This is a genomic window from Xanthomonas sp. D-36-1 (genome assembly GCF_017746155.1).
Lineage (GTDB): Bacteria > Pseudomonadota > Gammaproteobacteria > Xanthomonadales > Xanthomonadaceae > Xanthomonas > Xanthomonas cissicola.
This window is the reverse complement of sequence record NZ_JAGHWR010000008.1, coordinates 18,943-44,066: the sequence shown is the minus strand read 5'-3', so window position 1 is coordinate 44,066 and position 25,124 is coordinate 18,943. Positions and strand designations below refer to the sequence as shown.

At 66.0% G+C, this 25,124-nt stretch carries 21 protein-coding genes and 1 pseudogene; 13 read left to right on the top strand and 9 right to left on the bottom strand.

Annotated features, from left to right (window positions below; all coding sequences use genetic code 11):
* Window positions 1–243 precede the first annotated feature (243 nt).
* Complete coding sequence (locus tag J7367_RS02845; protein ID WP_057659978.1) at window positions 244–1,077, bottom strand: DUF72 domain-containing protein; 834 nt, start codon at window positions 1,075–1,077, stop codon at window positions 244–246.
* A 614-nt stretch (window positions 1,078–1,691) separates the two neighbouring features.
* Between J7367_RS02845 and rraA the strand changes: the two genes are divergently transcribed.
* The 3 genes from rraA to J7367_RS02830 all read left to right on the top strand — a co-directional run bounded on the left by rraA (window position 1,692) and on the right by J7367_RS02830 (window position 5,221).
* Window positions 1,692–2,192 (top strand): ribonuclease E activity regulator RraA, encoded by a 501-nt coding sequence (gene rraA / locus J7367_RS02840; protein WP_007963982.1) that lies wholly within the window; start codon window positions 1,692–1,694, stop codon window positions 2,190–2,192.
* A complete protein-coding gene (locus tag J7367_RS02835) occupies window positions 2,134–3,810 on the top strand; it encodes a serine hydrolase (RefSeq protein WP_057659896.1) in 1,677 nt (558 codons plus the stop codon). Before rraA ends, J7367_RS02835 begins: the two co-directional genes overlap by 59 nt.
* A gap of 145 nt (window positions 3,811–3,955) precedes the next feature.
* Window positions 3,956–5,221 carry a cation:proton antiporter gene (locus tag J7367_RS02830; RefSeq protein WP_007963979.1) on the top strand — a complete coding sequence of 422 codons (1,266 nt, stop codon included), beginning with the start codon at window positions 3,956–3,958 and terminating at the stop codon, window positions 5,219–5,221.
* Window positions 5,222–5,284: 63 nt separating this feature from the next.
* Here the strand turns inward: J7367_RS02830 and J7367_RS02825 are convergent, their stop codons facing one another.
* Entirely contained in the window at window positions 5,285–6,478 is a 1,194-nt protein-coding gene (locus J7367_RS02825; protein WP_057659894.1) for an ATP-binding protein, read from the bottom strand.
* Window positions 6,475–7,164: a response regulator gene (locus J7367_RS02820; protein WP_005912893.1), complete on the bottom strand. Its 690-nt coding sequence runs from the start codon at window positions 7,162–7,164 to the stop codon at window positions 6,475–6,477. Before J7367_RS02820 ends, J7367_RS02825 begins: the two co-directional genes overlap by 4 nt.
* A gap of 104 nt (window positions 7,165–7,268) precedes the next feature.
* Here J7367_RS02820 and J7367_RS02815 point away from each other — a divergent pair, with 104 nt between their 5' ends.
* From J7367_RS02815 to J7367_RS02790, 6 genes are all read left to right on the top strand, one after another.
* Window positions 7,269–8,738, top strand: coding sequence for an efflux transporter outer membrane subunit (locus tag J7367_RS02815; protein ID WP_057659892.1), 1,470 nt, complete (start codon window positions 7,269–7,271; stop codon window positions 8,736–8,738).
* A 19-nt stretch (window positions 8,739–8,757) separates the two neighbouring features.
* Window positions 8,758–9,594, top strand: a complete 837-nt coding sequence (locus tag J7367_RS02810; protein WP_057659889.1) for a MipA/OmpV family protein — start codon at window positions 8,758–8,760, stop codon at window positions 9,592–9,594.
* A 22-nt stretch (window positions 9,595–9,616) separates the two neighbouring features.
* A complete protein-coding gene (locus J7367_RS02805) occupies window positions 9,617–10,723 on the top strand; it encodes an efflux RND transporter periplasmic adaptor subunit (protein WP_057659887.1) in 1,107 nt (368 codons plus the stop codon).
* Complete coding sequence (locus tag J7367_RS02800) at window positions 10,720–13,779, top strand: efflux RND transporter permease subunit (RefSeq protein WP_057659884.1); 3,060 nt, start codon at window positions 10,720–10,722, stop codon at window positions 13,777–13,779. The genes J7367_RS02805 and J7367_RS02800 overlap by 4 nt, the downstream gene beginning before the upstream one ends.
* Before the next feature lie 203 nt (window positions 13,780–13,982).
* Complete coding sequence (locus J7367_RS02795) at window positions 13,983–14,579, top strand: plasmid pRiA4b ORF-3 family protein (RefSeq protein ID WP_057659975.1); 597 nt, start codon at window positions 13,983–13,985, stop codon at window positions 14,577–14,579.
* 173 nt (window positions 14,580–14,752) lie between these two features.
* On the top strand, window positions 14,753–16,585 hold the full coding sequence (locus J7367_RS02790) for an ABC transporter ATP-binding protein (RefSeq protein WP_057659882.1): 1,833 nt from the start codon (window positions 14,753–14,755) through the stop codon (window positions 16,583–16,585).
* A gap of 209 nt (window positions 16,586–16,794) precedes the next feature.
* Here the strand turns inward: J7367_RS02790 and J7367_RS02785 are convergent, their stop codons facing one another.
* Entirely contained in the window at window positions 16,795–18,600 is a 1,806-nt protein-coding gene (locus J7367_RS02785; RefSeq protein ID WP_057659973.1) for a DUF885 domain-containing protein, read from the bottom strand.
* Between the two features lie 341 nt (window positions 18,601–18,941).
* Between J7367_RS02785 and J7367_RS02780 the strand changes: the two genes are divergently transcribed.
* Window positions 18,942–19,340 (top strand): GFA family protein, encoded by a 399-nt coding sequence (locus J7367_RS02780; protein ID WP_057659880.1) that lies wholly within the window; start codon window positions 18,942–18,944, stop codon window positions 19,338–19,340.
* A complete protein-coding gene (locus J7367_RS02775) occupies window positions 19,337–20,140 on the top strand; it encodes a DUF4349 domain-containing protein (RefSeq protein WP_057659878.1) in 804 nt (267 codons plus the stop codon). The genes J7367_RS02780 and J7367_RS02775 overlap by 4 nt, the downstream gene beginning before the upstream one ends.
* A gap of 199 nt (window positions 20,141–20,339) precedes the next feature.
* On the opposite strand, the gene J7367_RS02770 is transcribed toward J7367_RS02775, so the two are convergent.
* The 3 genes from J7367_RS02770 to J7367_RS02760 form a co-directional block, all read right to left on the bottom strand.
* Window positions 20,340–20,633 carry a hypothetical protein gene (locus tag J7367_RS02770; protein ID WP_005912915.1) on the bottom strand — a complete coding sequence of 98 codons (294 nt, stop codon included), beginning with the start codon at window positions 20,631–20,633 and terminating at the stop codon, window positions 20,340–20,342.
* Between the two features lie 87 nt (window positions 20,634–20,720).
* Window positions 20,721–20,972 carry a DUF2867 domain-containing protein gene (locus J7367_RS02765; RefSeq protein WP_057659971.1) on the bottom strand — a complete coding sequence of 84 codons (252 nt, stop codon included), beginning with the start codon at window positions 20,970–20,972 and terminating at the stop codon, window positions 20,721–20,723.
* Window positions 20,973–21,062: 90 nt separating this feature from the next.
* Window positions 21,063–22,055 carry a LysR substrate-binding domain-containing protein gene (locus tag J7367_RS02760; RefSeq protein ID WP_057659876.1) on the bottom strand — a complete coding sequence of 331 codons (993 nt, stop codon included), beginning with the start codon at window positions 22,053–22,055 and terminating at the stop codon, window positions 21,063–21,065.
* 170 nt (window positions 22,056–22,225) lie between these two features.
* Here J7367_RS02760 and J7367_RS02755 point away from each other — a divergent pair, with 170 nt between their 5' ends.
* The gene (locus J7367_RS02755) at window positions 22,226–23,113 is read left to right on the top strand and encodes a DMT family transporter (protein WP_057659873.1); all 888 of its coding nucleotides are present in this window, start codon (window positions 22,226–22,228) and stop codon (window positions 23,111–23,113) included.
* Between the two features lie 59 nt (window positions 23,114–23,172).
* Here J7367_RS02755 and J7367_RS02750 read toward each other — a convergent pair whose 3' ends face one another.
* Together J7367_RS02750 and J7367_RS02745 are read right to left on the bottom strand one after the other, a co-directional pair.
* Entirely contained in the window at window positions 23,173–24,144 is a 972-nt protein-coding gene (locus J7367_RS02750; protein ID WP_057659969.1) for a peptidylprolyl isomerase, read from the bottom strand.
* Window positions 24,145–24,219: 75 nt separating this feature from the next.
* A complete protein-coding gene (locus tag J7367_RS02745) occupies window positions 24,220–24,462 on the bottom strand; it encodes a DUF378 domain-containing protein (protein ID WP_017157139.1) in 243 nt (80 codons plus the stop codon).
* A gap of 391 nt (window positions 24,463–24,853) precedes the next feature.
* Between J7367_RS02745 and J7367_RS02740 the strand changes: the two are divergent.
* Window positions 24,854–24,958, top strand: a pseudogene (locus tag J7367_RS02740) (DUF1328 domain-containing protein); the annotation flags it as partial.
* Window positions 24,959–25,124: the final 166 nt, after the last annotated feature.

Here is a 25,124-nt window from a genome sequence, read left to right as displayed (position 1 = left end):
GCGATGCACCGCCTCGCGCAGCGATCGATCGCTGCACCTCAGCGATCCACGCTGCGCTCCAGAGACGGCCGCATCGATCATCGCCGGTTGCATGCGCGGACCAAGAGCAGCTGATAAAACGGCAAGCCGTCGTCAGATGGCTGTGGATGCAGCATGCAGACTCCGAGCGCACGCGCGGACCTGCCGGTTCCGAAGTGCCGGCGGTGCCCGCATCGCCGCTGCGCAGTCGCGTTGCGAGCTGCTCTAACGCGCCGACAATTCTTTCAACAGCGCCATCGCCGCCGCCGGGTTGCGTTCTTTCGCCGCACTGATGAAAAACACGAAGACCTCGCGCAGCTGCCGTGTCGGCGCTGCCAATGCATCCACGTGCGGCAGGTCCGCCGGGTCTTCGCCACGACGCCAGGCCTGGACGCGCTCTGCCCAGCGCGCCAGTGCCGGCGCCGGATACCCCGCAGTCAGGCGCGCCTGGCTGCGCATCAAACGCGCATAGACGAAATCAGTGGAGAGATCGGCGAACGAGGGGTGCTCATCCGAATCGGTGACTACCGTGGCCACGCCATGGCCGCGTACCAGTGCGAGCAGCGAGGCATCCACCGCATCGTGGTCGCGGATCTCCAGCACATGGCGCAGCGCACGCGTGCCTGCACGCTTGGGCAGCAACGACAAAAACGCGTCCAGATCGTCGGCCTGCAGCCGGTGCCCTTGTTCGAACTGCCACACCACCGGCCCAAGGGTATCGCCGAGCTCGACAATGCCGCCGATGAAGTCTTCCACCTGCGCCTTGGTGCCAGCCAGCTTGCGCGACTGGGTAATGCGGCGCGGCGCCTTGGCCGAGAATACGAAGCCGGGCGGCACGTCATCGCGCCACTTTGCGTAGGTGGCCGGCTTCTGCGTGCCGTAATAGGTTCCGTTGATCTCGATGGCGGTGACGTGGCGGCTTGCGTATTCCAGCTCGCTTCGCTGCACCAGCCCTTCCGGGTAGAACATGCCCGCGCGCCACGGCGCATAGACCCAGCCACCAATGCCGATATGGATGCCTTCGAGGGCTGGCGGGGCGGAAGCGAACAGATCGGTCATTGCATGGATACTCGCTGGCGAGGTCGTGCGCCATTGCGGATGCTTCAGTGGATGCAACGCGCGCCGGCCGATCATAGCCGTGGCGCGCGTGGCGTGATGAGAACGTGCGGTTGCCACCGGGGCGCCGTTGCGCGGTGCAATGGTTGAGCCTGCACGGCGCATCGTGGCATGGCAGTCTGGCTGTCGTCGCGCCTGGGGGCGTTGCTCCTGCGCCGGTCTGCCGCGTTGGCGTTGCAAACTGCTCGAGGTGGGCTGCGCAAGACGCCAACGGCGCAGCTGCCGGCAAGCCGCGTCGGCTGCGTGACGCGTCTCGATGCCGCTGTTCGGCGCTTTCGCAGTGCTCACCTTACGCCGATGCCCTGGACGCTAGCGCAGCAGCGTATTGGCAGGCCCATGCCCGGCAAGCGCCGTATGACGACTGCCTTGCAGCGACCATCATGAAACGGCGAACGCAGCGTTGTCCGCGTGCGCGCAGCTTCGCTGCGCGTGCGTGACTGCGTGTCGCGTTATCGGACATCGGGTATCGGTCATTGGTTATTGGTCATTGGTCAGCCATCGCCCGCGCGCCGCCACAGCCGGCTACCATGCCAGCTCTGCCGCGCGAGATCGCCCCGATGACCTGGACCACGCCTGATCTGTGTGACCGCTACCCCGAAGCGACAATCGCCGAGCCGCTGTTCCGCCACTTCGGCGGGCGCACGGCATTCGCCGGACCGATGGTCACGGTGCGCTGTTTCGAAGACAACTCGCGGGTGCGCGAGCTGGCCGCCACGCCGGGCGACGGCCGCGTGCTGGTGGTGGACGGGCAGGGCTCGCTGAAGCATGCCCTGCTGGGCGACCAGATCGCGGCCAACGCGGTGGCGAACGGCTGGGCCGGCGTGCTGATTCACGGCTGCGTGCGCGATGTCGAGATGCTTGCCACGTTGCCGCTGGGGGTGCTGGCGCTGGCGGCGTGTCCGCGCCGCACCGAGCGACGCGATCTGGGCGATGTGGATGTGCCGGTGAACTTTGCTGGCGTCCCCTTCGTTCCGGGCCATTGGCTGTACGCCGATGCCAATGGCGTGCTGGTGGCGCCGCAACCGTTGGCGCTGGATGGCGCCGGCGGATCGATCTGACCAACAACCTGAAGGTGATGCAGTGACCTTGAACCGATGGCTGAGTGGGGGCGTGCTGATGGTGGCAAGCTTGGTGACGACGACGCACGCGGCCGAACTCCCCGCCGGCATGCAGCAGTTCGATGCGCAGATGGAACGCGTGCGCAAACAGTTCGACGTGCCCGGTATTGCGGTGGCCATCGTCAAGGACGGCCAGGTGGTGCTGGAGCGCGGCTACGGCGTGCGCGAGACCGGCAAGCCCGCGCCGGTGCAGGCCGACACGTTGTTTGCGATTGCCTCCAATACCAAGGCGTTCACTGCCGCATCGCTGTCGATCCTGGCCGATGAAGGCAAACTCTCGCTCGATGACAAGGTCATCGACCATTTGCCGTGGTTTCGCATGTCCGACCCGTATGTGAGCGGGCAGATGCGCATCCGCGATCTGCTGGCGCACCGCAGCGGTCTGAGCCTGGGCGCAGGCGATCTATTGTTCTGGCCCAGCACCAGCTACACCACTGAAGAAGTCGTGCAGCGCCTGGCCAAGGTGCCGCTGAAGGGCGGTTTTCGCGACCGCTATGCGTATGACAACATCCTGTACGCAGTCGCCCAGAAGGTGATCGAGCAGGTATCCGGGCAGAGTTACGCGGCATTTCTGCAGCAACGCATCTTCGACCCGGTGGGCATGCGCGGCACGCGCTTCAACGCCGACCATCTGCAGCCCGGCGATCGCGCCGCAGTCGGGCACGCCAAGTACGACTTTACCGAGCTGCGCACGGTGGCGCCGCTGACCTGGTCCAACAACTCCGGCGCCGGCGGCATCTATTCCAGCGTGCACGACATGGCGCTGTGGATGAACGTGCAACTGGCCGGCGGCATCCTGCCCGATGGCAGACCGCTGTTCAGCGCCAAGCGTCAGCAGGAAATGTGGTCGATGATCACGCCGATTCCGATCGGCGAGGTGCAGGTACCCGAGCTTGCCGCGGCGCGGCCGAACTTCGCCGGCTACGGTGAAGGCTGGAGCCTGAGCGATTACCGCGGCCATCGCATGGTCTGGCACACCGGCGGCTGGCCCGGCATGGTATCGCGCCTGACGCTGCTGCCGGATCAGAAGCTGGGTGTGGTGGTGTTGACCAATCAGGAGGTGGGCGCTGCGTTCAACGCGGTGACCTTCCAGGTGCTGGATGCGTTCTTGCAGGTGCCGTCCACCGATTGGACCGCCGCTTACGCCAAGCTGGTGGAGAAGGCCGATCGCGATGCGGACGCGAGTTGGAACAAGCACCAGGACGCTCGCGCGGCACGTTCGACGCCGTCGTTGCCGCTGCGCAGTTACGCGGTCACCTATCGCGACCCCTGGTACGGCGATGTGGCGATTGTCCAGGACGGCAAGCGGCTGCGCCTGCAGTTCGCCAAGACCGCCCAGTTGGTGGGCACGCTGGAGCATTGGCAGCACGACAGTTTCATCGTGCGCTGGGACGACCGCTCCTTGAATGCAGATGCCTTCGTCAATTTTGCGCTGACCCCGGATGGCGCGGTGCGCGAGATGCGCATGGAGCCGATTTCGCCGCTGACCGATTTCAGCTTCGATTTTCAGGACCTGGTGCTGACGCCGGTGCCGACGCCGACCGCCGCGGGCAAATGATGCAGGCAAGCGCGGATCACCTCTGCGCTGCGCCTGGCGGGCCCAAGCGCGCAGATGGGCTCAGATCGCCACGGCAGCCGCACGCTATCGAAGTGCAGCAGCTCCGGTTACGATCTGCGCACTTTTCAGGGATGTTGCCGCACGCATGACCACTCCGCAGATGTCGGTGTACTTCTTCTTGCAGGCTGCTGCGATCTTGTTGGTATGCCGGCTGGTCGGCATGCTGGCCAAGCGCCTCGGGCAACCGCAGGTGGTGGGCGAAATGATTGCCGGCGTGATGCTGGGGCCCTCGTTGTTCGGTTTGCTGGCGCCGGGCGCGCAAGCGGCGTTGTTCCCCAAACAGACCTTGGACGTGCTGTATGTGTTCGCGCAGTTCGGCGTGGGCCTGTACATGTTCCTGGTCGGCACCGATTTCCGCGGCGACCACTTTCGCGCGCGCTATCGCAGCGCCATGAGCGTGTCGATGGCCGGCATCGCGGTGCCGTTCCTGCTGGCGTTCGCCATGTGCCCGTGGCTGATCAACGTGGAGGGGCTGTTTTCGGAAAGGGCCAAGCTGACCGAAGCGTCGCTGTTCCTGGGCGCGGCGATCGCGATCACCGCCTTTCCGATGCTGGCGCGCATCATCCACGAACGCGGTCTGACCAATAGCCCGTTGGGCACCTTGGCGCTGACCGCTGGCGCGTTCGACGATGCCGCAGCGTGGTGCATTCTGGCCGTGGTGCTGGCCAGTTTCGGCGGCAGTTGGGGCGGTGCCTACCTGGCCATCGGCGGCGGCATCGGCTATGCGGTCTTCATGATTTTCGTCGGCCGGCATCTGCTCAAGCGGCTGGCCGATCATGTGGTGCCCGGCCAGCCGCTGAGCAACAGCGTCTTGGCGGTCGTGCTGATCCTGTTCTGCACCAGCGCCTGGGCGATGGATGCGATCGGCATCCATGCAGTGTTCGGCGGTTTCCTGCTCGGTGTCTGCCTGCCCAGGGGCGCATTGACCGAGAAGCTGCGCGAGATGCTGCAGCCGTTCGTCGTGGTGTTGTTGCTGCCGATGTTCTTCACCTATTCGGGCTTGAAAACACAGCTCAGCGTGTTGCTGCAGCCGCAGATCATGCTGGCCGGCGTGGCGATCCTGGCCGCATCGTTCATCGGCAAGGGCGTGGCCTGCTGGGCCGCGGCGCGTGCGACCGGCGAGAACAACCGCGACGCGATGGCGATCGGTTCGCTGATGAATGCACGCGGATTGATGGAGCTGATCATCATCAACATCGGCTTGCAGGCGGGTGTGATCGAACAGGGCCTGTTCTCGGTGCTGGTGCTGATGGCGATCCTGTCCACGCTGATGGCCACGCCGTTGTTCAACTGGATCATGCGCCGCCACGCCCACGTGAGCGACGCGGTGCCGAGCCTGCAATCGCGGTGATCGGTTACGCAATTGCCCGCAGGTGCGGGCAGTTGCGCCGGCGTGTGCGTGGCCGGCGTTGCGTCAACGCCCCAGCGGTAACTGCACGCTGGCCAGCAGGCCACCGCCGGGGCGATTGCTGACGACCAGTTGGCCATCGTGCGCCTGACAGATGGCCGAGGCGATCGCCAGGCCCAGGCCACTGCCGCCGGAATGCCGTGCGCGCGAGCTGTCGGCGCGCCAGAAGCGGTCCAGCAGGTGCGGCAATTGCGCAGGCGCCACTCCGGGCCCGCGGTCGCCGACGGTAAGCTGCACGCCGGTGCCGTCGCGACGCACCTCGATCTCCAGCAGCTTGCCGGCTGCGGCGTAGCGCAACGCGTTATTGATCAGGATCGACAGCACCTGGCCCAGCCGGTGCCGGTCGGCATGCAGGCGCAGCGCCGGATGCGTGGGGTAGTGGATGGTCATCTGCGCCTCGCGCAGCGCCGGCCCCGCCCATTCGATGCGCTCGGCGACGAGCTCCCGCAGCTCGACGCTTTCCGGCTCCAGCACCAGCTGGCCGGCACGCGCCAGCGACACCAGGTGCAAGTCGCCGATCAGGCGATTGATCTGCTCCAGCTGGCGATGCACCAGCCGCAATTGCTCCGGCTCGCGCGGGAAGACGTCATCCAGCATGCCTTGCACGCGTCCCATCGCGGCATTGAGCGGGGTGCGTAATTCATGCGCAAGCATCGCGCTGGAGTCGCGTAATTCGCGCTCGTACTGCTGCAGCCTGCCGCTCATCGTATTGAAGTCGTCGGCCAGGGCAGTGAGCTCGTCCGGCGCGCCGCGCACCACTTGCGCGCGTGCGCCGAAATCGCCATCGCTGACCCGGTGCGCCGCGAAAGCCACCTGCGAAAATTGCCGCGACAGCGGCCGCGACGCGAGCAGGCCGCAGAACAGGATGACCGGCACCGAGATGGTCATCATGGCGCCCAGCATCCACCAGTCCGGATTGGCCAGCCCGGGCAGGAAATTTTCGATGTCGTAATAGCGCTGGAACAGCTCCCACAGGCGGGCCTGGTTGGCCCTGGGCTGCTCGATCAGCTGGGAAATCTCCGCACGCGGCTCGGCCGGCACATTGCTCAGGATCAGGCTGTAGCGCAGATTGAAATAGCACCACATGCCGAACGCGATGACCATCATGGTCACCACCGCCAGCGCGCTCATGCGCAGTCCGACCCACCACCATAGGGGCGCCTGGTTGCGCCAGGCATGAAACCGCCGCAGCACCTTCATTGAAAGCGATATCCCACTGCACGCACGGTGACCAGTACACCGGTGATGCCATGCACTTCGAGTTTGCGGCGCAGGTTGTGGATGTGTGAGTCCACCACCCGTTCCAATGCATCGCTGTCGGGCAGGCAGGCGTCGAGCAGTTCGCTGCGCGTAAAGGCCTTGAATGGGGTCTTGAGCAGCAGCGCGAGCAGGTTGAATTCGGTCGGCGTCAGATCCAGCGCCACGCTGTCGCCGTTTTCGTGTTGCACGCTGGCGACCACGGCGGCCGGATCCACGCTCAGCCGACCGTGCTGCAATGGCTCGCCTGGCGCGCGCACCGCCACGCTCCGGCGTAGCACGGCATGCACGCGCGCCACCACCTCCTTGGGGCTGTACGGCTTGACCACGTAATCGTCGGCGCCGTAGCGCAGGGCGCCGAGCTTTTCCGGCTCATCGCCAATGGCGGTGACCATGATCACCGGCGTGTCGCCGGCGCGGCGGATCGTCGACAGCACCTCGATGCCGCTGAGCTTGGGCAGCATCACGTCCAGCAGCACCAGATCCGGTGCCCATTGCCGGTGCAGCTGGATGGCGCGTTCGCCATCGCCGGCCACCGCCACATCGAAGCCGTCGCGGCGGAGATAGGCCTCCAGAATGCTGGCGCTATCGCTGTCGTCTTCCACCAGCAGAACCTTTTTGCCTGTCATGCGTGTTGCCTTGTCGTCTCGATCAAATCTGGATAATTCCCGAAAACAACCTGGACGCTGCGGGTCGAGGATGTCGGTCGAGATTGGCTCTGTGCTCCGACATCATGATTTCACAAAATATTCCGCATCGTTGGTCTTGCGTGTGCCTGGTTGCCGTCAGTGCGGTGCTGTCGGCTGGCTGCTCGCTGACGCCGGCCTACCAGCGCCCGGTGGTCAGCGTGCCGGCCACCTTCGGCAGCCCGCAGGCTGCATCCCCACCGGCATCCGGTGAGCCCGACGCCAATGCGACCCCCGCCGTCGCTCTGAACGAGCAAGAGCGCGCATTCCTGCAGGCCTTCGCGTCAGACCGCGACCTACGGCCCCTGGTCGAACGCGCCTTGGCGCACAACGGCGATTTCCGCCGTGCGGCGTTGCAGGTAGAACAGGCGCGTGCGCAGTACGGCATTGCGCAGGCGTCGCGCCTGCCGACGCTCGCCGTCGGCGCACAGCAGCTGCGGCAACATTTCGACAACCCGACGCTGGATGCGCGGTACCAGCAGGATCTGGTGATCGCCAATGCGGGGATCGGCAATTTCGAAGTGGACTTTTTCGGCAAGCTGCAGGCGATGTCCGAGGCCGCACGCCAGCGCTACCTGGCCAGCACCTATGGCCGCGACGCGGCGCGTGGCGCCCTGATTGCAGAGGTGCTGCGCGCCTACACCGCCGAGCGCACCACGGCGCAGGCGCTGCAACAGCTGCAATCGCTGGATGCCGACAGCGCTGCGTTGCTTGCCGTTGCCGAGCGGCAATATCAGGTAGGGCTGATTGCGCGCGATGAGCGCGATGCGCAGCGGCGACAGGCCGACCAGGCCCATGTGGCGGCCCTGCAGGGCAACGACAACCACGCTGCGGCGGTGCGTGCGCTGCAGTTGCTGGCCGGCTACGACAGCACTCCGGTACCCGGCGATCTGCAGGGTCTGATCGCCGCTGATACGCCTGCCGGTGCGTGGCGCGCGCTGGATTCGTCGCTGCTGCTGCAACGCCCGGACATCCAGCAGGCCGAGCTGGAGTTGCGCGCGGCCAAAGCCGACATCGGCGCGGCGCGCGCGGCGTTTTTTCCGTCGATCACCTTGAGCAGCAGCGTGGGTACGGCCAGCGACGGATTGAACGGCTTGTTTTCTGCGGGCCACGGCGTGTGGAGCTTCATGCCGCAACTGAACCTGCCGTTGTTCGATGGCGGCCGCAATCGCGCCAATCTGGATCTGGCGCACGTACGCGAACGTGCCGATGTCGCCGCTTACGAGCAGGCGATCGAGTCTGCATTTCGCGAGGTCGCTAACGCGCTCGACGCCCACGCCACCTTGTCGCAGGCTGAACCGCGCTCGCGCGAGCAGGTCGAACGCGAGCAACTGCGTCTTGCTCGAATGCATGAACGCGTGGATGCCGGTCTGGAAGACCGCAGCGCGCTGCTGGCCGAGCGGACCCGCCTCGCTCAAACCGAACTCGATTACCTGGATACCGCACGCCAACGCGTGCTGAGCCGTATCGCGCTGTTTCAGGCGTTCTATGGCGTGCGCCTGCCCACCGCTTCCTGACTTCCGACGGAGACCTTCGATGAACGTATCGTCCTTCAATCGCCAGCGTGCCACCCATGCCGTTCGCGCCGGCGTCCTTGCGTGCATGAGCGCCCTTCCATGCATCGCGCACGCACAAACCGATCTGACCGGGAGTTCGCGCCTGCTGGGAGACCGCACTGAAATCACGGCCGGCGCCGCAGCGGTGGCCACGCCCGAGTATGCCGGCGCCGAGCGCGCGCGCGTGCAATTCAACCCGGTGCTGGTGGTGCAGCGCGGCGTGCTGTTCTTCGACACTTCCCGCGGCGGCGGCCTGCAGTTCCAGAGCAAGTCCGGCTTCTACATATCGCAATCGCTGTATTACGACCTGGGACGGCTGCAAAGCGACAGCAACTGGCGGCCGGGCTCGCGCCTACTGGCCGGCATGGGCGATGTGCCTGGCTCGGTGACGGCGCGCACGCTGGTGATGCAGCAAGTGACGCCTTACATGAACGTCAATGCGGAGGCGGAATTCACGCTCAAGGATGCTGCGCGCCGCAACCGCTATCGCGCCGGGATGGAGTTCACCCTGCTGCATAGCGCCAACGACACGGTCACCCTGGATCTGAACGTGCATGGCGGCGACCGCCGCTTCAATCAGGCCTACTCCGGCGTCACCGATGCGCAAGCCGCGCGCACCCGCTTTACGGCCTTCAATGCCGGCTCCGGTGCGTATGCCGCCGCGGTAGGTGGCAGTTGGACGCACTCGCTGGGCGACCACTGGGCCACCACGTTGGGGGTCACCGGAACGCGCTACCTGGACAACGCCGAAGACAGCCCACTGGTGGCACGCCGCAGCGTGGTCAGCGGCAATCTCGCACTGACCTACAGCCGCTGAGCGGCATGAACCGGGGGATCGAATGATGACGATGTTTTATCGCGGCCTGGTGTGCGGCACGTTGCTGCTGGGACTGGCCGCATGCAGCGGGCCGGATGCGCCGGCCACCGAGACGCCGCGCGCGGTGAAGCTGGAGCGCTTCGGCGGCGGTAGCGATAACCCGTTGCAGGTGCCGGCGCTGGTGCGGCAGGAGCAACGCGCCGAACTTGGGTTCGAAGGGGCAGGCCGCCTGTCCGCCGTGCTGGTGGATGTCGGCGACCGGGTGACACGCGGGCAACTGCTGGCTCGCCTGGACGATGAACCGCTGCGCCTGCGCGAACAGCAGGCCGATGCCAACGTGCGCGCGGCGCTGGCGCAGTCTGGCGAACGGCAACTGCAATTGCGCCAGCAACAGGCAATGTTCGATGACGGTGCCAGTTCCAACGCCACCTTGACTGCCGCGCGTGCAGCGGCAGATGCGGCCGCTGCGCAGCTGCAGGTGGCCAGGGCCGACCTGGCCATGGCGCGCCGCGGCACTCGTTTGGGCGAGCTCCGCGCGCCCTTCGATGGCAGCGTGGTGGCGCGCCTGCAACAACCGCAGACCGATGTGGCGGCAGGGCAGACGGTGCTGCAGGTGGAAGGGCAAGGCCATGTGCAGCTGGTCGCCACGCTGCCGGCAACTGCCGGTGCCGGTCTGGTGCCGGGCCAAACCGTGCATGCCCGCGTGGTCGATGCGGGCGACGCACCGGTCGACCTGCGTCTGCGCAGTCTTTCCAGCCGCCTGGACAATGCCACGACGGTACAGGCCTTGCTGGAACCGCTCGCCGGCGCGCCTTCGCTGCGCAGCGGCGACAGCGTGATGCTGACGCTGCCGACGCCTGCCGCTTCCACGCCGAGTGTGCCGTTGTCGGCGGTATTGCCCCGGCTCAACCGGCAACAGGCCAGCGTGTTCGTTTACCAGCCGGCAAAGCGGGCTGTGATCGAACGCACGGTCGACCTGGGAACGATCGTCGGCGAGCGTGTGCAGATTCTGCGCGGGCTGCGTGCAGGCGAGCAGGTGGTGAGCGCCGGAGTGGGCTTCTTGGTGAACGGCCAGCCGGTGACGCCACTGCAGGCACAGACGCAGCTGAGCGGAGGTCGCACGCCATGAAGCTGACCCAGATGGCGATGCGCTCGAGCCGCCTGACGTTGTTTGCGGCAGCGATGATCCTGATCGGCGGCATCGTGGCGTTTCTCGGCTTCCCATCGCAGGAAGAACCGTCGGTGACCGTGCGCGACACGCTGGTGTCGGTGGCCTATCCGGGCATGCCCAGCGAGCAGGTGGAAAACCTGCTGGCGCGTCCGGTGGAGGAGCGCTTGCGCGAGCTGGCCGGCATCAAGCGCATCGTCACCACGGTGCATCCGGGCAGCGCGATCGTGCAGCTGACCGCCTATGACGATGTGCAGGATCTGCCGGCGCTCTGGCAGCGCGTGCGCGCCAAGGCCGCAGAGGCCGGCGCACAATTGCCCGCCGGCACCCTTGGCCCATTTGTCGACGACGACTTCGGGCGCGTGTCGGTGGCGTCGATCGCGGTGACCGCACCGGGCTTTTCGATGAGCGAAATGCGCGGCCCGTTGCGGCGCATGCGCGAGCAGCTGTACGCCTTGCCCGGCGTGGAGCAGGTGAAGTTATATGGCCTGCAGGACGAATCGGTGTATGTGTCGTTTGACCGTGCGCGGTTGCTGGCGAGTGGCTTGACGCCGTCCGTCGTGATGGCGCAGTTGCGCGCGCAGAATGTGGTGGGTTCCGGTGGGCAGGTCGCGGTGTCCGGGCTGGCGCTGACCGTGGCCACGTCCGGCGAAATCCGCACGCCCGAGCAGTTGCGCGGCGTCCTGCTGAGCGTGCCCGGCGCGCCTGCCGGCGGGGCCCGCGAAGTGACCCTGGGCGAGCTGGCACAGGTGCAGGTCATGCCGGCCGACCCACCGCAAAGTGCGGCCGTTTACCAGGGCCAGCCGGCGGTGGTGGTCTCGGTCTCGATGCAACCCGGCACCAATGTCGCCGACTTCGGCAAGGCGCTGCGCGCCAAGCTCGACGACACCGCACACGAGCTGCCTGCCGGCTTCACCCAGCACGTGGTGAGCTTCCAGGCCGATGTGGTCGAGCGCGAGATGGGCAAGATGCATCACGTCATGGGCGAGACCATCGTCATCGTCATGGCGGTGGTGATGCTGTTTCTGGGCTGGCGCACCGGGTTGATCGTCGGCGCGATCGTGCCGTTGACCATCTTCGCCTCGCTGATCGTCATGCGTGTGCTGAACGTGGAGCTGCAAACGGTTTCCATTGCCGCCATTATTCTTGCGCTGGGCTTGTTGGTGGACAACGGCATCGTGATTGCCGAAGACATCGAGCGACGTCTGGTGGCCGGCGAGGAACGCCGCCAGGCCTGCATTGATGCAGGCCGGACGTTGGCGATACCCTTGCTGACCTCGTCGTTGGTCATCGTGCTGGCGTTCTCGCCGTTCTTCTTCGGCCAGACCAGCACCAATGAATATCTGCGCTCGCTGGCCACCGTGCTTGGCGTGACGCTGCTGGGGTCGTGGTTGCTGAGCATCACGGTGACGCCGCTGCTGTGCATGTACTTCGCCAAGGTGCATGTCGCCAAGACCAGCGATGCAGCCGAATCGCGGTTCTATCGCGGCTACCGTCGTGTGATCGAACGCGTGCTGCAGCACAAGGTGCTGTTCATCGGTGCGATGACGGCGATGCTGGCGGTGGCGGTCACCGTGCTGGTGTCCATTCCATACGACTTCCTGCCCAAGTCCGACCGCCTGCAGTTCCAGATGCCGGTGACATTGCAGGCCGGCAGCGATTCTCGCCAGACCCTGCGCACGGTGAGTGAACTCAGCCGCTGGTTGGGCGACCGCCACGCCAACCCCGAGGTGGTGGACAGCATCGGGTATGTTGCCGATGGCGGACCGCGCATCGTGCTGGGCCTGAACCCGCCGCTGCCGGCGGCCAACCAGGCGTACTTCACGGTCAGCGTGCGGCCGGGGACCGACATCGATGCGGTGATCGCACGGGTGCGCTCGCATGTGCGCAGCCACTTCCCCGCGCTGCGCGCCGAACCCAAACGCTTTTCGCTGGGCGCCACCGAAGCCGGGATGGCGGTGTATCGCGTGGTGGGGCCGGATGAGGCGGTCCTGCGCAGCAGCGCTGCTGCGATTGCCAGGGCCTTGCGGGCCGTGCCGGGCACCGTGGACGTGCAGGACGATTGGCAGGCGCGCATTCCGCGCTATGTGGTGCGGGTGGACCAGCTCAAGGCCCGCCGCGCCGGTGTCAGCAGCGAAGACATTGCGCAGGCGTTGCAGGGGCGCTACAGCGGTGTGGACGCCACGTTGATCCGCGACGATGGCACCGGTGTGCCGGTCGTCGTGCGCGGCAGCACCGACGAGCGTGCCGCCAACGGCAATCCGGCCGATACGTTGGTGTACCCGCAGGCAGGCGGCGCACCGGTACCGTTGGCGGCGGTCGCCACGGTGCTGCGCGACAGCGAGCCGTCGGCGATCCAGCGGCGCAACCTCAGCCGTGCCATCACCGTGACCGCACGCAACCCGCAGCTGACCGCGACCGAGATCGTCGAGCGGCTGTCCGCGCCGATTGCCGCGCTCAAGCTGCCGGCCGGCTACCGGGTGGAGATTGGTGGCGAGCTGGAAGATTCGGCCGAAGCCAATCAGGCCTTGCTGCACTACATGCCGCATGCGCTGGGCGCGATCCTGTTGCTGTTCGTATGGCAGTTCAACTCGTTCCGCAAATTGTTCATCGTGCTGTCGGCGGTGCCGTTCGTATTGATCGGTGCGGCCCTGGCGCTGGTGATTACCGGCTACCCGTTCGGCTTCATGGCGACCTTCGGCTTGCTGGCGCTGGCCGGCATCATCGTCAACAACGCGGTGTTGCTGCTGGAGCGCATCGAAGCCGAACTTGCCGATGGCCTGCCGCGCCGCGAAGCGGTGGTGGCTGCCGCGGTCAAACGGCTGCGCCCGATCGTCATGACCAAGCTCACCTGCATCGTTGGCCTGGTGCCGCTGATGCTGTTTGCCGGCCCGCTATGGACGGGCATGGCCATCACCATGATCGGTGGGCTGGCGTTGGGCACGCTGGTGACGCTGGGCCTGATTCCGATCCTGTATGACCTGCTGTTCGGTTTGCGCCTGCGCCGCAGGGCCTGAGCGTGGCGAATAAACCGTCGCGAGCGATGGTCAGGCGGGCGTGGCCGGGGCACTCACCGCGATGTACAAGCGGTACATCCCGATCCGGGCACCGGCCGCGCCCGCCTGGTGGTTGCGCTGTTGTTTCTCGCTGATCTAAACAGCGTCTGCATTCGCCAGCCTGGCACGCCATACTGGTGACAGGCAGACGAATGCACGACACGATGGCCAAGGCAAAAAAGAGATCCGCTCAGCAAGCGCTGCAGTCACCTGCGCCGGTGTATCAACTGCATGTGGCATTGACCGGCAGTGCGCCGTTGATCTGGCGGCGCCTGCTGGTGTCGGGCGCAGTACGCCTGGCCACCTTGCATCGCGTGTTGCAGCCGGTGATGGGCTGGAATGGCGCGCATCCGTACGAGTTCGACCTCGGCGGCGGGCGTTACGGCGAATCCGGACTGGATGTGCCCGAGCGCCCCCGGCTCAAGCATGCCGGGCGTGTCACGCTGGAAAGCGCGGTGGGCGAGCTTGAAGGCTTCGATTACTTCTACGGCGCCGGCCCTGGCTGGCAGCATCGCCTGCAAGTGGAAGCGCTGTTGCCGGCCGATGCCGGACTGCGCGTGGCGCGCTGCGTGGACGGCGCCAATGCCTGCCCGCCCGATAGCAGTGGCGGCATTGCCGATTATCAGGCGGTGATGCGCATCATCGCCGACCCGGACCACCCGCAGCATGTGCAGGAATTGGCAACCTTGGGTGGGCGCTTCGAGCCCGGGCATGTCGATCTGGCAGAGGTCAATCGTTTGCTTGCGCGCGTGCGCGAGTGACAGCGGTGGGCGCCTCATGTGCGCAGGCGCTGCAAACCTCGTCTCTATAGTTCTCGTCGCCAGGGCGTTGACGCCTTGCGTGGCCCGATCAGGCCGCGCGTGCCGACCAGCGCCACTGCGGCTTGACGCCCGATCGGCTAGCCTGGGCTCCCGGTGTTTTTGAAGTCTGCGCAATGTTCCGCTGGTTCGAGTCCCTGATCGATATTTTCCCGCCCATCGAGCGGGAGATGCCGCCACGCAGCGTGTGGCGCTTTTATCTGCATTATCTGCGGCCGTTGTGGCCGATCCTGCTGGCCACCTTGATCGCCGGGCTGCTGCTTGCGCTGGTGGAAGTGGCGATGTTCGACTTCCTCGGCCGCATCGTCGACATGCTTGCCGGCAAGCCGGGGCCCGACTTCTTCCGGCAGCATGCGGGCGAACTGATCTGGATGGCGGTGATCACGCTGGTGGCAAGGCCGCTTTTCACCGGCCTGCACAATCTGCTGGTCAATCAGGCGATCGTGCCGGGGCTGAGCAACCGTTCGCGCTGGCTGATGCACAACTACGTGGTGCGCCAGAGCCTTGGCTTCTTCAACAACGATTTTGCCGGGCGCATCGCCAACCGGGTGATGCAGACCGGCACCTCGCTGCGCGAGTCGGCCGTGCAGATGGTGGATGCGCTGTGGTACATCGTGGTCTACACCGGCAGCGCACTGTGGCTGTTCGCGCAGGCAGACCCCTGGCTGATGGCGCCGCTGCTGCTCTGGCTGGTGGTGTACGTCGCGCTGATGGCGTTCTTCGTGCCCCGCATGAAGGCGCGCGCATGGATGGCATCGGACGCGCGCTCCAAGGCGACCGGCCGCATCGTCGATGGCTATACCAATATTTCCACACTCAAGTTGTTCGCCCATGCCGGCCGCGAACAGGCGTATGTGCGCGATGCCATCGACGAGCTGGCAGTGAAGCACCGCGGGCAGACCCGGGTGACCACCGCCATGGATACCGCCATCGCAGTGGCGAACGGCTTCCTGATCGTGGGCACCTGCGCGCTGGCGCTGTGGTTGTGGAGCCGCGGCCAGATCAGCGTGGGCGCGATCACCTTGGCGACCGGCCTGGTGATCCGCATCCACAACATGTCCGGCTGGATCATGTGGACAGTCAACGGCATCTTCGAGGACATCGGCACCGTGCAGGACGGCATGCAGACCATCTCCCAACCGGTGCAGGTGCAGGATGCCGCGGATGCGGTGCCGCTGCAGGTAACCCAGGGGCAGGTGCAGTTCGAGCACATCCATTTCCATTACGGCAAGCGCGGTGGGGTGATCGCCGGGCTGGATCTGCAGGTGCGTGCCGGCGAGAAGATCGGCCTGGTCGGGCCGTCCGGTGCCGGCAAATCCACCCTGGTCAATGTGTTGCTGCGGCTGTACGACCTGGAGCAGGGCCGCATCCTGATCGACGGGCAGGACATCGCAACCGTGACGCAGGAAAGCCTGCGTGGACAGATCGGCCTGGTGACGCAGGACACCTCGCTATTGCATCGTTCGATCCGCGATAACCTGCTGTACGGGCGGCCGCAGGCCAGCGAGGCGCAACTTCTCGACGCCGTACGCAAGGCCCGCGCCGACAGCTTCATCGACACGCTGATCGACGGCGAAGGCCGCCGCGGTTTCGATGCGCATGTGGGCGAGCGCGGGGTCAAGCTGTCCGGCGGCCAGCGTCAGCGCATCGCCATTGCGCGGGTGTTGCTGAAGGACGCGCCGATCCTGATTCTGGACGAAGCCACCTCTGCGCTGGATTCGGAAGTGGAGGCCGCCATCCAGGACAGCCTGGATGCGCTGATGGGCAACAAGACCGTGATCGCGATCGCGCACCGTCTTTCGACCATCGCGCGCATGGATCGACTGGTGGTGATGGATGCCGGCAGGATTGTCGAGACAGGCACGCATGCGCAGCTCATCGCACATGGCGGCCTGTATGCGCGATTGTGGGCGCGGCAGACCGGTGGATTTGTTGCGGCGGATGCGTGATTGAAAACTGTGCGCGAGCACGGCGCGACCGTAGCCCCTCTCCCGCGTGCGGGAGAGGGGTTTGGGGGAGGGCAGGGGCGAAGCCGCCTGCCGTGTCATTCCGAAGGCGCGTAGCGACGCGTTTGACATGGCAGGTGGTCACACCTTCGCCAGGCGCCCCCTCATCCGCCCCTGCGGGCACCTTCTCCCGCGCGCGGGAGAAGGAGCAATCACTCGATCGGCTGATCCAGCATCAGTTCGCGTGCGAAGCGTACCGGTGGGGCACCGTACGACAGCATCTTGTCGTGATAGGCCTTCAGGTTGAACTTATCGCCGAGCTTGTCCTGTACCGCCTTGCGGGTGTCCAGATGTTCCTGCACGCCCACGAAGTAGGTCGGGAGCTGCGCGGAGGAGAGCTGCGCACGCACCCACTTGCCCGAGGCTTCGCTTTCCTGCTGGAAGGTGTCGTGGGTCATCAGGTGCATCGCCTTGTCGCGATCCCAGCCGTCCACATGCACGCCTTGGTCGAGAATGGCGTTGGCAATGGTGCGCAGGTAGAACTTGAGTTGCACCAGATGGAACAGCGGGTCGTTATCCAGGTAGCCCTGCTCCTGCATCATGCGCTCGGTGTACACCGCCCAGCCTTCGGCGAACATGCCAGAACGCAGCACCGCGCGCAGCGTGGAGGGGAACTTGGCCGAGTGCCAGCCTTCCAGGTAGTGGCCCGGCGTGCCCTCGTGGATGCTGAGTAGCTGGATCATGCGGGTGTTGTATTCGCGCAGGAACGAATCCACCTGCTTGTCGTTCCAATCGTCGGGAATCGGCGACACCGCGTAGAACGTCTTGAGGTTCTTGTCGAGCGGGCCGGGCGAGTCGCAATACGCGACCGCCACGCCACGCTGGAATTCCGGCATCAGGATGATGTCCACCGGCGAATCGGGCAGCGTCATCAAATCCTTCTGACGCACGAATTCGGTCGATTGCGCCAGCGCTGCCGTGGCCGCGTCCACCACCTTGTCGCGCGCCGGCTTGTCGGCATACGCCAGTTCCAGGGCCGCTTCGATCGCCGCCTGCTGTTGGTCGTCGTCGGGCGACTCGGGCAGCTTGGGAGCGCCAGGCGTGTCCTTGAGCACCGTGCGCGCAATGCCATACATTTCGCCGCGTACGCGCTTGAGCTCGGACTCGGCACGCTGCTTGATGTCGGCACGCGACAGCGACGACAGCAGCGCGAATTTCAGCTTCTGGTCGTATTTTTCCGCACCGATGCGGAAGTCGCCCTTGGCATTGGGCACCAGCACGGTGTCCAGCCAGGTCTGCTGCTCGGCCACTGCCTTGCGCAGGTTGTCGATGGCCGCCTGGGCGCGCGCCGCCTCGATCGGGCCAAGCTGGCTGATGTTGGGCGCGATGAAGCTGTCGACGATGCTCAGGATGCCCTTGTTCTGCTTGGCCACCGTTTCGGCATGGATCTTCGGCACGCGCGCCGGGTCCAGGTTCTCGCGTGCCTGCGCAAAGATGCTCGGGATCTTTTCCATGCGCTGTGTTGCTGCGGTCAGGCGCTCGGGCAGCGGCGCGAATTCGCGCGCCATCAGGCTGTACAGTGCGCTGCCGGCCAGGCCGTTGTAGACCTGCGGGTCCCAGGCCCAGCTTTGCAGCACCTCGGTGTTCCAGATCTCCGATTGCAGCTGGTTGCGCAAAATCGCCGCATCCACCTGGTTCTCGCGCGACAGCTTGGTCACCTCGATCGCATCCAGGGTGGCCAGCAGCTTCTTGCCCGCGTCCAGGCTGCGCTGACGGCCGCTCGCGCTCAGGTCGTCGATCTGCGCATCGAAGCGGTGGTCGCCGGTCTGGGTGGCGGTCACCGGCGACAGCTGCATCCAGGTGTCCAGCGCTTGTTTGGATAATGCGGCAAAGCGCGCATCCGGGGTCTGTGCTTCAGGGGCGGCAGGCGCGGTCGTATCGGCACGCGGTGATTGGGGCTGTTGCTGGCAGGCGCTGAGGCCGGTGAGCAGGGCGAGGACAAGCAGGCGTTGACGCATCGTGGGTCCTGGTGGAATCAAACCGCCAGCATAGGCATCTGCGCGCGCGGGCGCATCCGCCATTGGTGTAGGGCAGCCAATAAGTCGACGGCGCTCACCGCCAGGCGGGCGCGGCCGATGCTTGGGACCCGCTGTGCCGCTTGCACCTTCGGCGCCTGCGCGCCCTCCGCCTTCCCTAATGGATGCTCACCATGCGTGGGTGGCTGCCCCTATCCTGCCGGCCGGCCAGCGGTGCCAATCGCCCGGGGCGCACCACGGCTGCACGTTGTGGGTGCGATCGCTCGTACACTCCGGTTCCCGGGCGCAGCCTCGCTCCCCAGGCTGCGCCTACACGCAACACCATGCTTGCCACCCGCACGGTGGCCTGTGCCAAGGAGGATCACATGCACTACGCCGGTAGCCGTCATTGCGGACGCATCGCGTTCGATCTGCAGACCGAAGCGCCCATCGCCGAGGTCTACGACTGCAGCTGTTCGCTGTGCCGCCGCCGCGGCGGTTTGTCCTGGTTCGGCGCGCGTACGCAGCGGCTGCTTCAGGCCGCGCCGGAAGCTGTCGGCAGTTACCGCTTCCATCAGCACCACATCGATCGCCACGATTGCCGGCAGTGCGGGATCGCACCCGGTAGCGAAAGCCTCAACCCCAAGACCGGCGCAATGGGCGTCGCGATCAATGTGCATTGCCTGCCGGCGCTGGATCTTGCCGGGCTGCAGGTGCATGCAGTCGACGGAGCCAGCCGATGATCTGCGCCATGCAGCGGTATGCCACCGCGATGCTGCTGGGATGGGCAGTGTGCGGGTGTGCAAAGCATCCCGCAGAGATGGCGGCCGACGGCGGCGCTGCGGCGCCGGCACCGCCCGCCGCGCAGGGCAATGCCTTGGCCTACGAGCACGATGTGCGTATCGAGCTGCCTGCCGACCAGATCGGTCAGCGCATCGCCGCGATACGCACTGCCTGCCAGGGCGCGCAGTTCGGCGATTGCGCCTTGCTGGCAGTGGAGCAGGAAGGCGGGCGCGATCCCACGGGACGCGTCAGCGTACGGCTGGCACCGGACGGGATCGAACCCATGGTGCAGTTGGCCGGCCAGCGTGGCGATGTCGCCGCGCGTAGCACGCGGGCCGAAGATCTGGCGCAGCAGATCGCCGACACCAGCCTGGCGCAGGCGCGACTGCAGAAAGAGCATGCGCGCCTGCTCGAATTGCAGCAGCGCCGCGATCTGGCGGTGACCGATCTGCTGGCCTTGTCCAAGCGGCTGGCCGAGATCGAAGCCGAAGCGCAGCAGACCCAACAGCAGGCCGCGCAGCAGCAACGTCGGGTGCGCACGCAGTTGCTGACCCTCAATTTCCGTAGTACCGGTGGCGAGCAGGGCAGGGGCGAGATCACACAAGCCGCCGCCGAATTCGGCGAGGTATTTTCCAGCAGCGTGGCATTCGTCATCCGCGCAGTGGCGGCGCTGTTGCCGGTGGCCGCGGTCGCACTGATCGCCGGCTGGTTGTTGCTGCAGGCGTGGCGTTGGAGCGTACGTCGGCGCCGGATGTCCTGAGGCACCGCAGCTGCGCGACACTGCCGTGCAGCTGCGGGAAAATCCAACTTGTCATTGCACGCGGCGTGCGTCGTCGGTGCTGGTCGCACGCCGCTCGACAGGCGCGGCGGCATGCCCAATCGCAGCAGGACGCGTCACGGCGTCACCCGCGATCCAGCAATGCGGCACCATCGCCGCAGATAAGGCGGCTGAGCCTGGCTCAGCCTTCGTCGACTTCGTACTCCACAAACACGTCCAGCTGCAGTGCCAGCTCCTGCACCGCGTCGCGTACCTTCTGCGCGGTGGCCTCGTTGCCGGCTTCCACTTCGAACTCGTGGCTGCCCGGACCTTCGTCGTCCGACAGGCCGGCCGAGCTGGAATCTTCGTCGTCCAGATGCGGCATCAGATCGTCCACTTCTTCCACGTGCTCGATGCCGTCGATGCTTTGCAGCAAATTGGCAATGGCACGCGCGTCGTCGTCGGTGCCGGTGATGCGCATGCGGAGGGTAGGCATGGGAGTGTCCTGTGGATTGGGGACGTCAAGCCTAGGCATCGCGAGGACAAAACGAGGTGATGGTGTGCGTTGCTTGCGTCACGCGGGCTATGCCGGCCATGCCTGGCTTGTGAGGGGTTCGGCATGCAACACGCGGCCTACTGCGGCGCGCAGCATCGTCGGCATGACGTCATGGTGATGCGCATGATGCATGCAGCCCATGTAGGCACGGCCAGGCCAGTTGCGGCAGCTCACCGGTGTGGCCATGGTCGGCGCGATCTCGTGCGTGCCGACCCGACGCAATGCAACCGACGAGCGGAAGCGCAGATGTTTGTCGTCGGCGTCCAGTACGATCTGCACTTGCTGCACATCGGCGTCGCTGCGTGGTGCCAGCACCGGGAAGCGCCCGGGATCGCCCCGTTTTTAGCGAATGCCAGATTGCCGCTTCCTTCATTCCGCTGCCGATGCTTGCCGCAAACGCCGCCGCGTACGCGGCTCCTGCACGCCTTCGCTCGGCGGCAACGCCACCAGTTCGGCAGGCAGTGCAGGCATCGGGGTGCGTTCGTCCTGTGCTTCGCGCTTGAGCCAGTCGATGAACAATGCCGCGGCCGGGCTGAGCTCGCGGTGGCTGGGGTGCACGATGTAGTACGCGTAACGCGCCTTGAGCGTGGGGCCGGGCAGGCGTACCAGTTCGTAACGTTGCAGGTAGGGCTGGGCGATGTGCTTGCGCGCCAGCACCGCGCCCAGGCCATACACGGCAGCGCGCATCGCGTCGGTGCTGTCGTTGAAGGTATGCATCGGCGGCACGGTGGTACCGCGGACCTGGGCTGCGCGGAACCAGTCGCGCCAACCCTGCGGCGACATATCGGTCAGTAACGGCAATTGCGCGATCTGCGTCGGCGTGCGCAGTGCAGCCACTTCCGGCAACGACGGCGAGGCTACGGGGAACAGCTCGTCGTCCATCAGATGATGCGAGGTTAGTCCGGGCCAAGCGCCTTGGCCATAACGAATACCCAGGTCCGGGCCACCTTCTTCGAAGCGCGAAAAGGCCGTATCCGATTGCAGGTCCATGCGGATATGCGGATAGGCGCGGCAAAAGCGCGGCAACCGCGGCAATAACCAGCAGTACGACAACGACCGCAACGTGGTGACCCGCAGTGGAATGGCGTCTTCGCGTGGATGCAGGTTGCCGGCCACCGCCGCGATCTCGGCCAGCGCGGCGGTGGCGGCGTCGGCCAGCTGGCGGCCTTCGGCGGTGAGCTTGACGCCGCGTGGCAGCCGTTGGAACAAGGTCGCACCTAGCAGCGCTTCGAGCTTGCGCACATGGTGGCTGACTGCGCTGGCGGTAAGGTGCAGTTCTTCGGCGGCGTGGGCGAAATTCTGGTGGCGGGCGGCAGCGGCGAACACGCCCAACGCGGGCAACAGGGTAGGGCGCAGATTCATCGAGGCATGAGTGAGATTTGTGGCTCGCCCCGATACTACGCGCTTGTCGCGCCCACGGTGGCAACCGATGCTGCGTCATCCCTTCGCGACGATCGTGCCATGTCTCCCTGTCTGCCCGCTGCCGTCTTCTGCCGTTTCATTCCTGCATGGCACGGTTTGGGGGCACGGCCATGAGCGCGCAATCGTCGGCGCAGCCTGGGCTTGAAGCACGCCAGTGGCGCACCCCGCTTGAGCTTGGCTTTTTGGGCGTCGTTTGGGGCTGCTCGTTCCTGTTCATGCGCGTGGCCGCGCCCAAGTTCGGCACCGTGGTGCTGGTGGAAATTCGCCTGGCGCTGGGTGCATTGGTGCTGCTGCCGTTCCTGTGGCTGGCGCGCGAACGTTTTCCGCTGCATCGCTGGCCGATGCTGGCGGCCATCGGTGTGCTCAACTCGGCGTTGCCGTTCCTGCTGTTCGCCTGGGGCGCGCAACACGCACCGGCGGCAGTCGGGGCGATCTGCAATGCGATGACGGTGTTGTTCACTGCGCTGATCGCCTTCCTTTTTTTCGGCGAACGGATCGGCACGCGTCGCGCACTGGCTTTGCTGGTGGGGTTCATCGGCGTGCTGGTGCTGGCCACCGGCAAATCCGCCGGTTTGAGCGTCGGGCCGGCAGCGCTGGCTGGCGCAACTGCCTCGGTGCTGTATGGCATCGGCTACAACCTGGTGAAGCGCCATATGGGCGATTTGCCGCCTGCTGCGTCGGCGGCGTCGACCCTGGGCTGCAGTGCGCTATTGCTGGCGCCACTGGCGTGGTGGCAATGGCCGACCACGCCGGTGCCGGCGGTGGCGTGGGCCTGCGCCACCGCATTGGGTGTGGTGTGCACGGGGCTGGCGTTCTTGATGTATTACCGGCTGATCCAGCGCATCGGCCCGGCGCGTGCGTCCACGGTGACCTATCTGGTGCCGGTGTTCGGCGCGCTGCTGGCATGGTCGCTGCTGGGCGAACCGCTCACCTGGACCATGCTGGTGGCCGCGGTGCTGATCCTCGGCAGCGTCGCCTTCAGCCAGCGCGCCCGCTGACTGAGCGCGCTCGTCGTTCCGCAGATGTCCGAACCGGTTCTGCTTTGCCTATTCCCGATTCAATCAGCAGGCGGCGCCCGCACCGGCAACGGCACATTGCACAGGTCGATGTGCCCGGCCGGGCGCTTGTAGAAATCGTCCTTGCGGTTGCGGCGCGCTTCGACCACATCGCGGAAGGTCTGGCTGTCGGTGCGCAGCAATTGCAGCGGTGTGCGTTCGGGCGCAGGCACTTCGCTGGCCAGCCGGATCGCGCGGATCGGTGCGCGTTGCGCGGTGTCTTCGTAAAAGCCCATCGGGTCGGGACCGCGTGGCGTGACGCTGAGCAATTCCATGCCCTTGACCACGCGTCCGACCACGGTGATGTTGCGATCCAACTGGCGCGGCGATTGCCCGGTGACCACATACAGTTCGGCGCCGATGCTGCTGTCTTCGTCGTTGTTGCGGCCCGCGCCCAGGGTGCCGTAGCAGTGCGCCAGCCAGGTCTTGCCGGTGGCCGTGTCGCGGCCGACCGGGAAGCCGTCGACAAAGCCCACCTGCGGCGCCCAGCCATCGCTATCGGGCAGGCGCTGGAAATCCAGGCCCTGCGATGCGCGTTCGAATTCTGCCGGCAGATGCGTCTTGGCCGAGCCGAGCGATTTGGCCTTGGCCGGCGTCTCGCCATCGGGGTCGCCGAACTGCACCACGAAATTGTCCTGCGAGCGGTAGATGCTCAGCCCGTCCCAGAAGCGCTCATGCGCCAGCGTGCGAATGTTGGCGACGTGCTCTGGCGCAAATTGCGGCGCCAACTCGATGATGACCCGTCCGGCATCCAGCTCCAGGTACAGCGTGCGGTCCGGATCGAGCACGCGCCACGCGCTGGCCGGCGAGCTGTCGAGAATCTGTTGCGGGCTACGGTAAGCCGCGTTGGCGGCTACGGGTAACAGCAGGGCGAGCAGGCAGGCAGAAGCAACAGTGCGCAGGAGCATGAAGGCAGCCAGCAGGGAGGTGTCTGCGATTCTTGCCGACCACGCGCCCGGACGCAAAGCATGCATCGCATGGCATGGCATGACGCCGACGCAGTGCGCCGGCGTCATGCCGAGGTGCGAAGACCTGCCGCGGGCAGGAGGTTACGGATTGTTGCGCACGTGCGGGCTGGTGTGATGCTCGGCGGTGCCATGGTTGTTGCGGAACAGCGGTACCAGCTGCCACAGCGCCGAGACACCCACCAGCGTGTAGACCACACGCGACAGCAGCGCGTCCTGTCCGCCGAACAGTGCGGCAACCAGATCGAACTGGAACAGGCCCACCAGCCCCCAGTTCAATCCGCCGACGATAAGAAGCACCAGAGTGATGACGTTGATCGTTTTCATGAACGCATTCCATGTGGGTTGGGAGGCCCCAGACTCCGCATGCCCCAGCGAGCAGGCCGTGAGCGTCGCCCACTGGCAGCCTGCCTTGCACACATGTCGCTCACATTCGCCGGCCACGTGCGGTGTCTGCGCGCTTGGGCTGCGGTCGCCAGCCGCACGATGGCCGAGGATCGATGCCTTTGGCAGAGCGGCGACGATCCGATGCTCATAGGGGCGATCTCGCGTCGTTCAGCGCCGAGGCGAACGATGCAGCGGTGTGCATGTTCGGCCTGATGCTGTCCTGATCCGGCACTGAGTCCGCTTCGTCATCCGCGCGCCAGCGCGGCCGCCGAGGACGCCGTACACCCATCGTCAAACGATATCGCCAATGGATAAGGTCGCGTCCGGTGCGGCGGCTGGCTTCGCACGCATGGCCGGCGCGGCGATGGGGATCGCCAAGTTCCTGTTCTGGGCGGGCATCATCATCGCCATCGTGCTGTTCGTGCTGGGCATGACGTCGCGTCCATCGACTGCGTGGCTGGGTGACGCCCATCGCCGAGCGGCCTTCGCACACAGCGCTGACGTGCACATGCGCTGCGATGAACAATCGGGCGACTCAAAACCCTCGGCATCTTTCGAACAAAGTCCGCATCGGGATCACGCTGCCTGCATGCCGGCAGTGC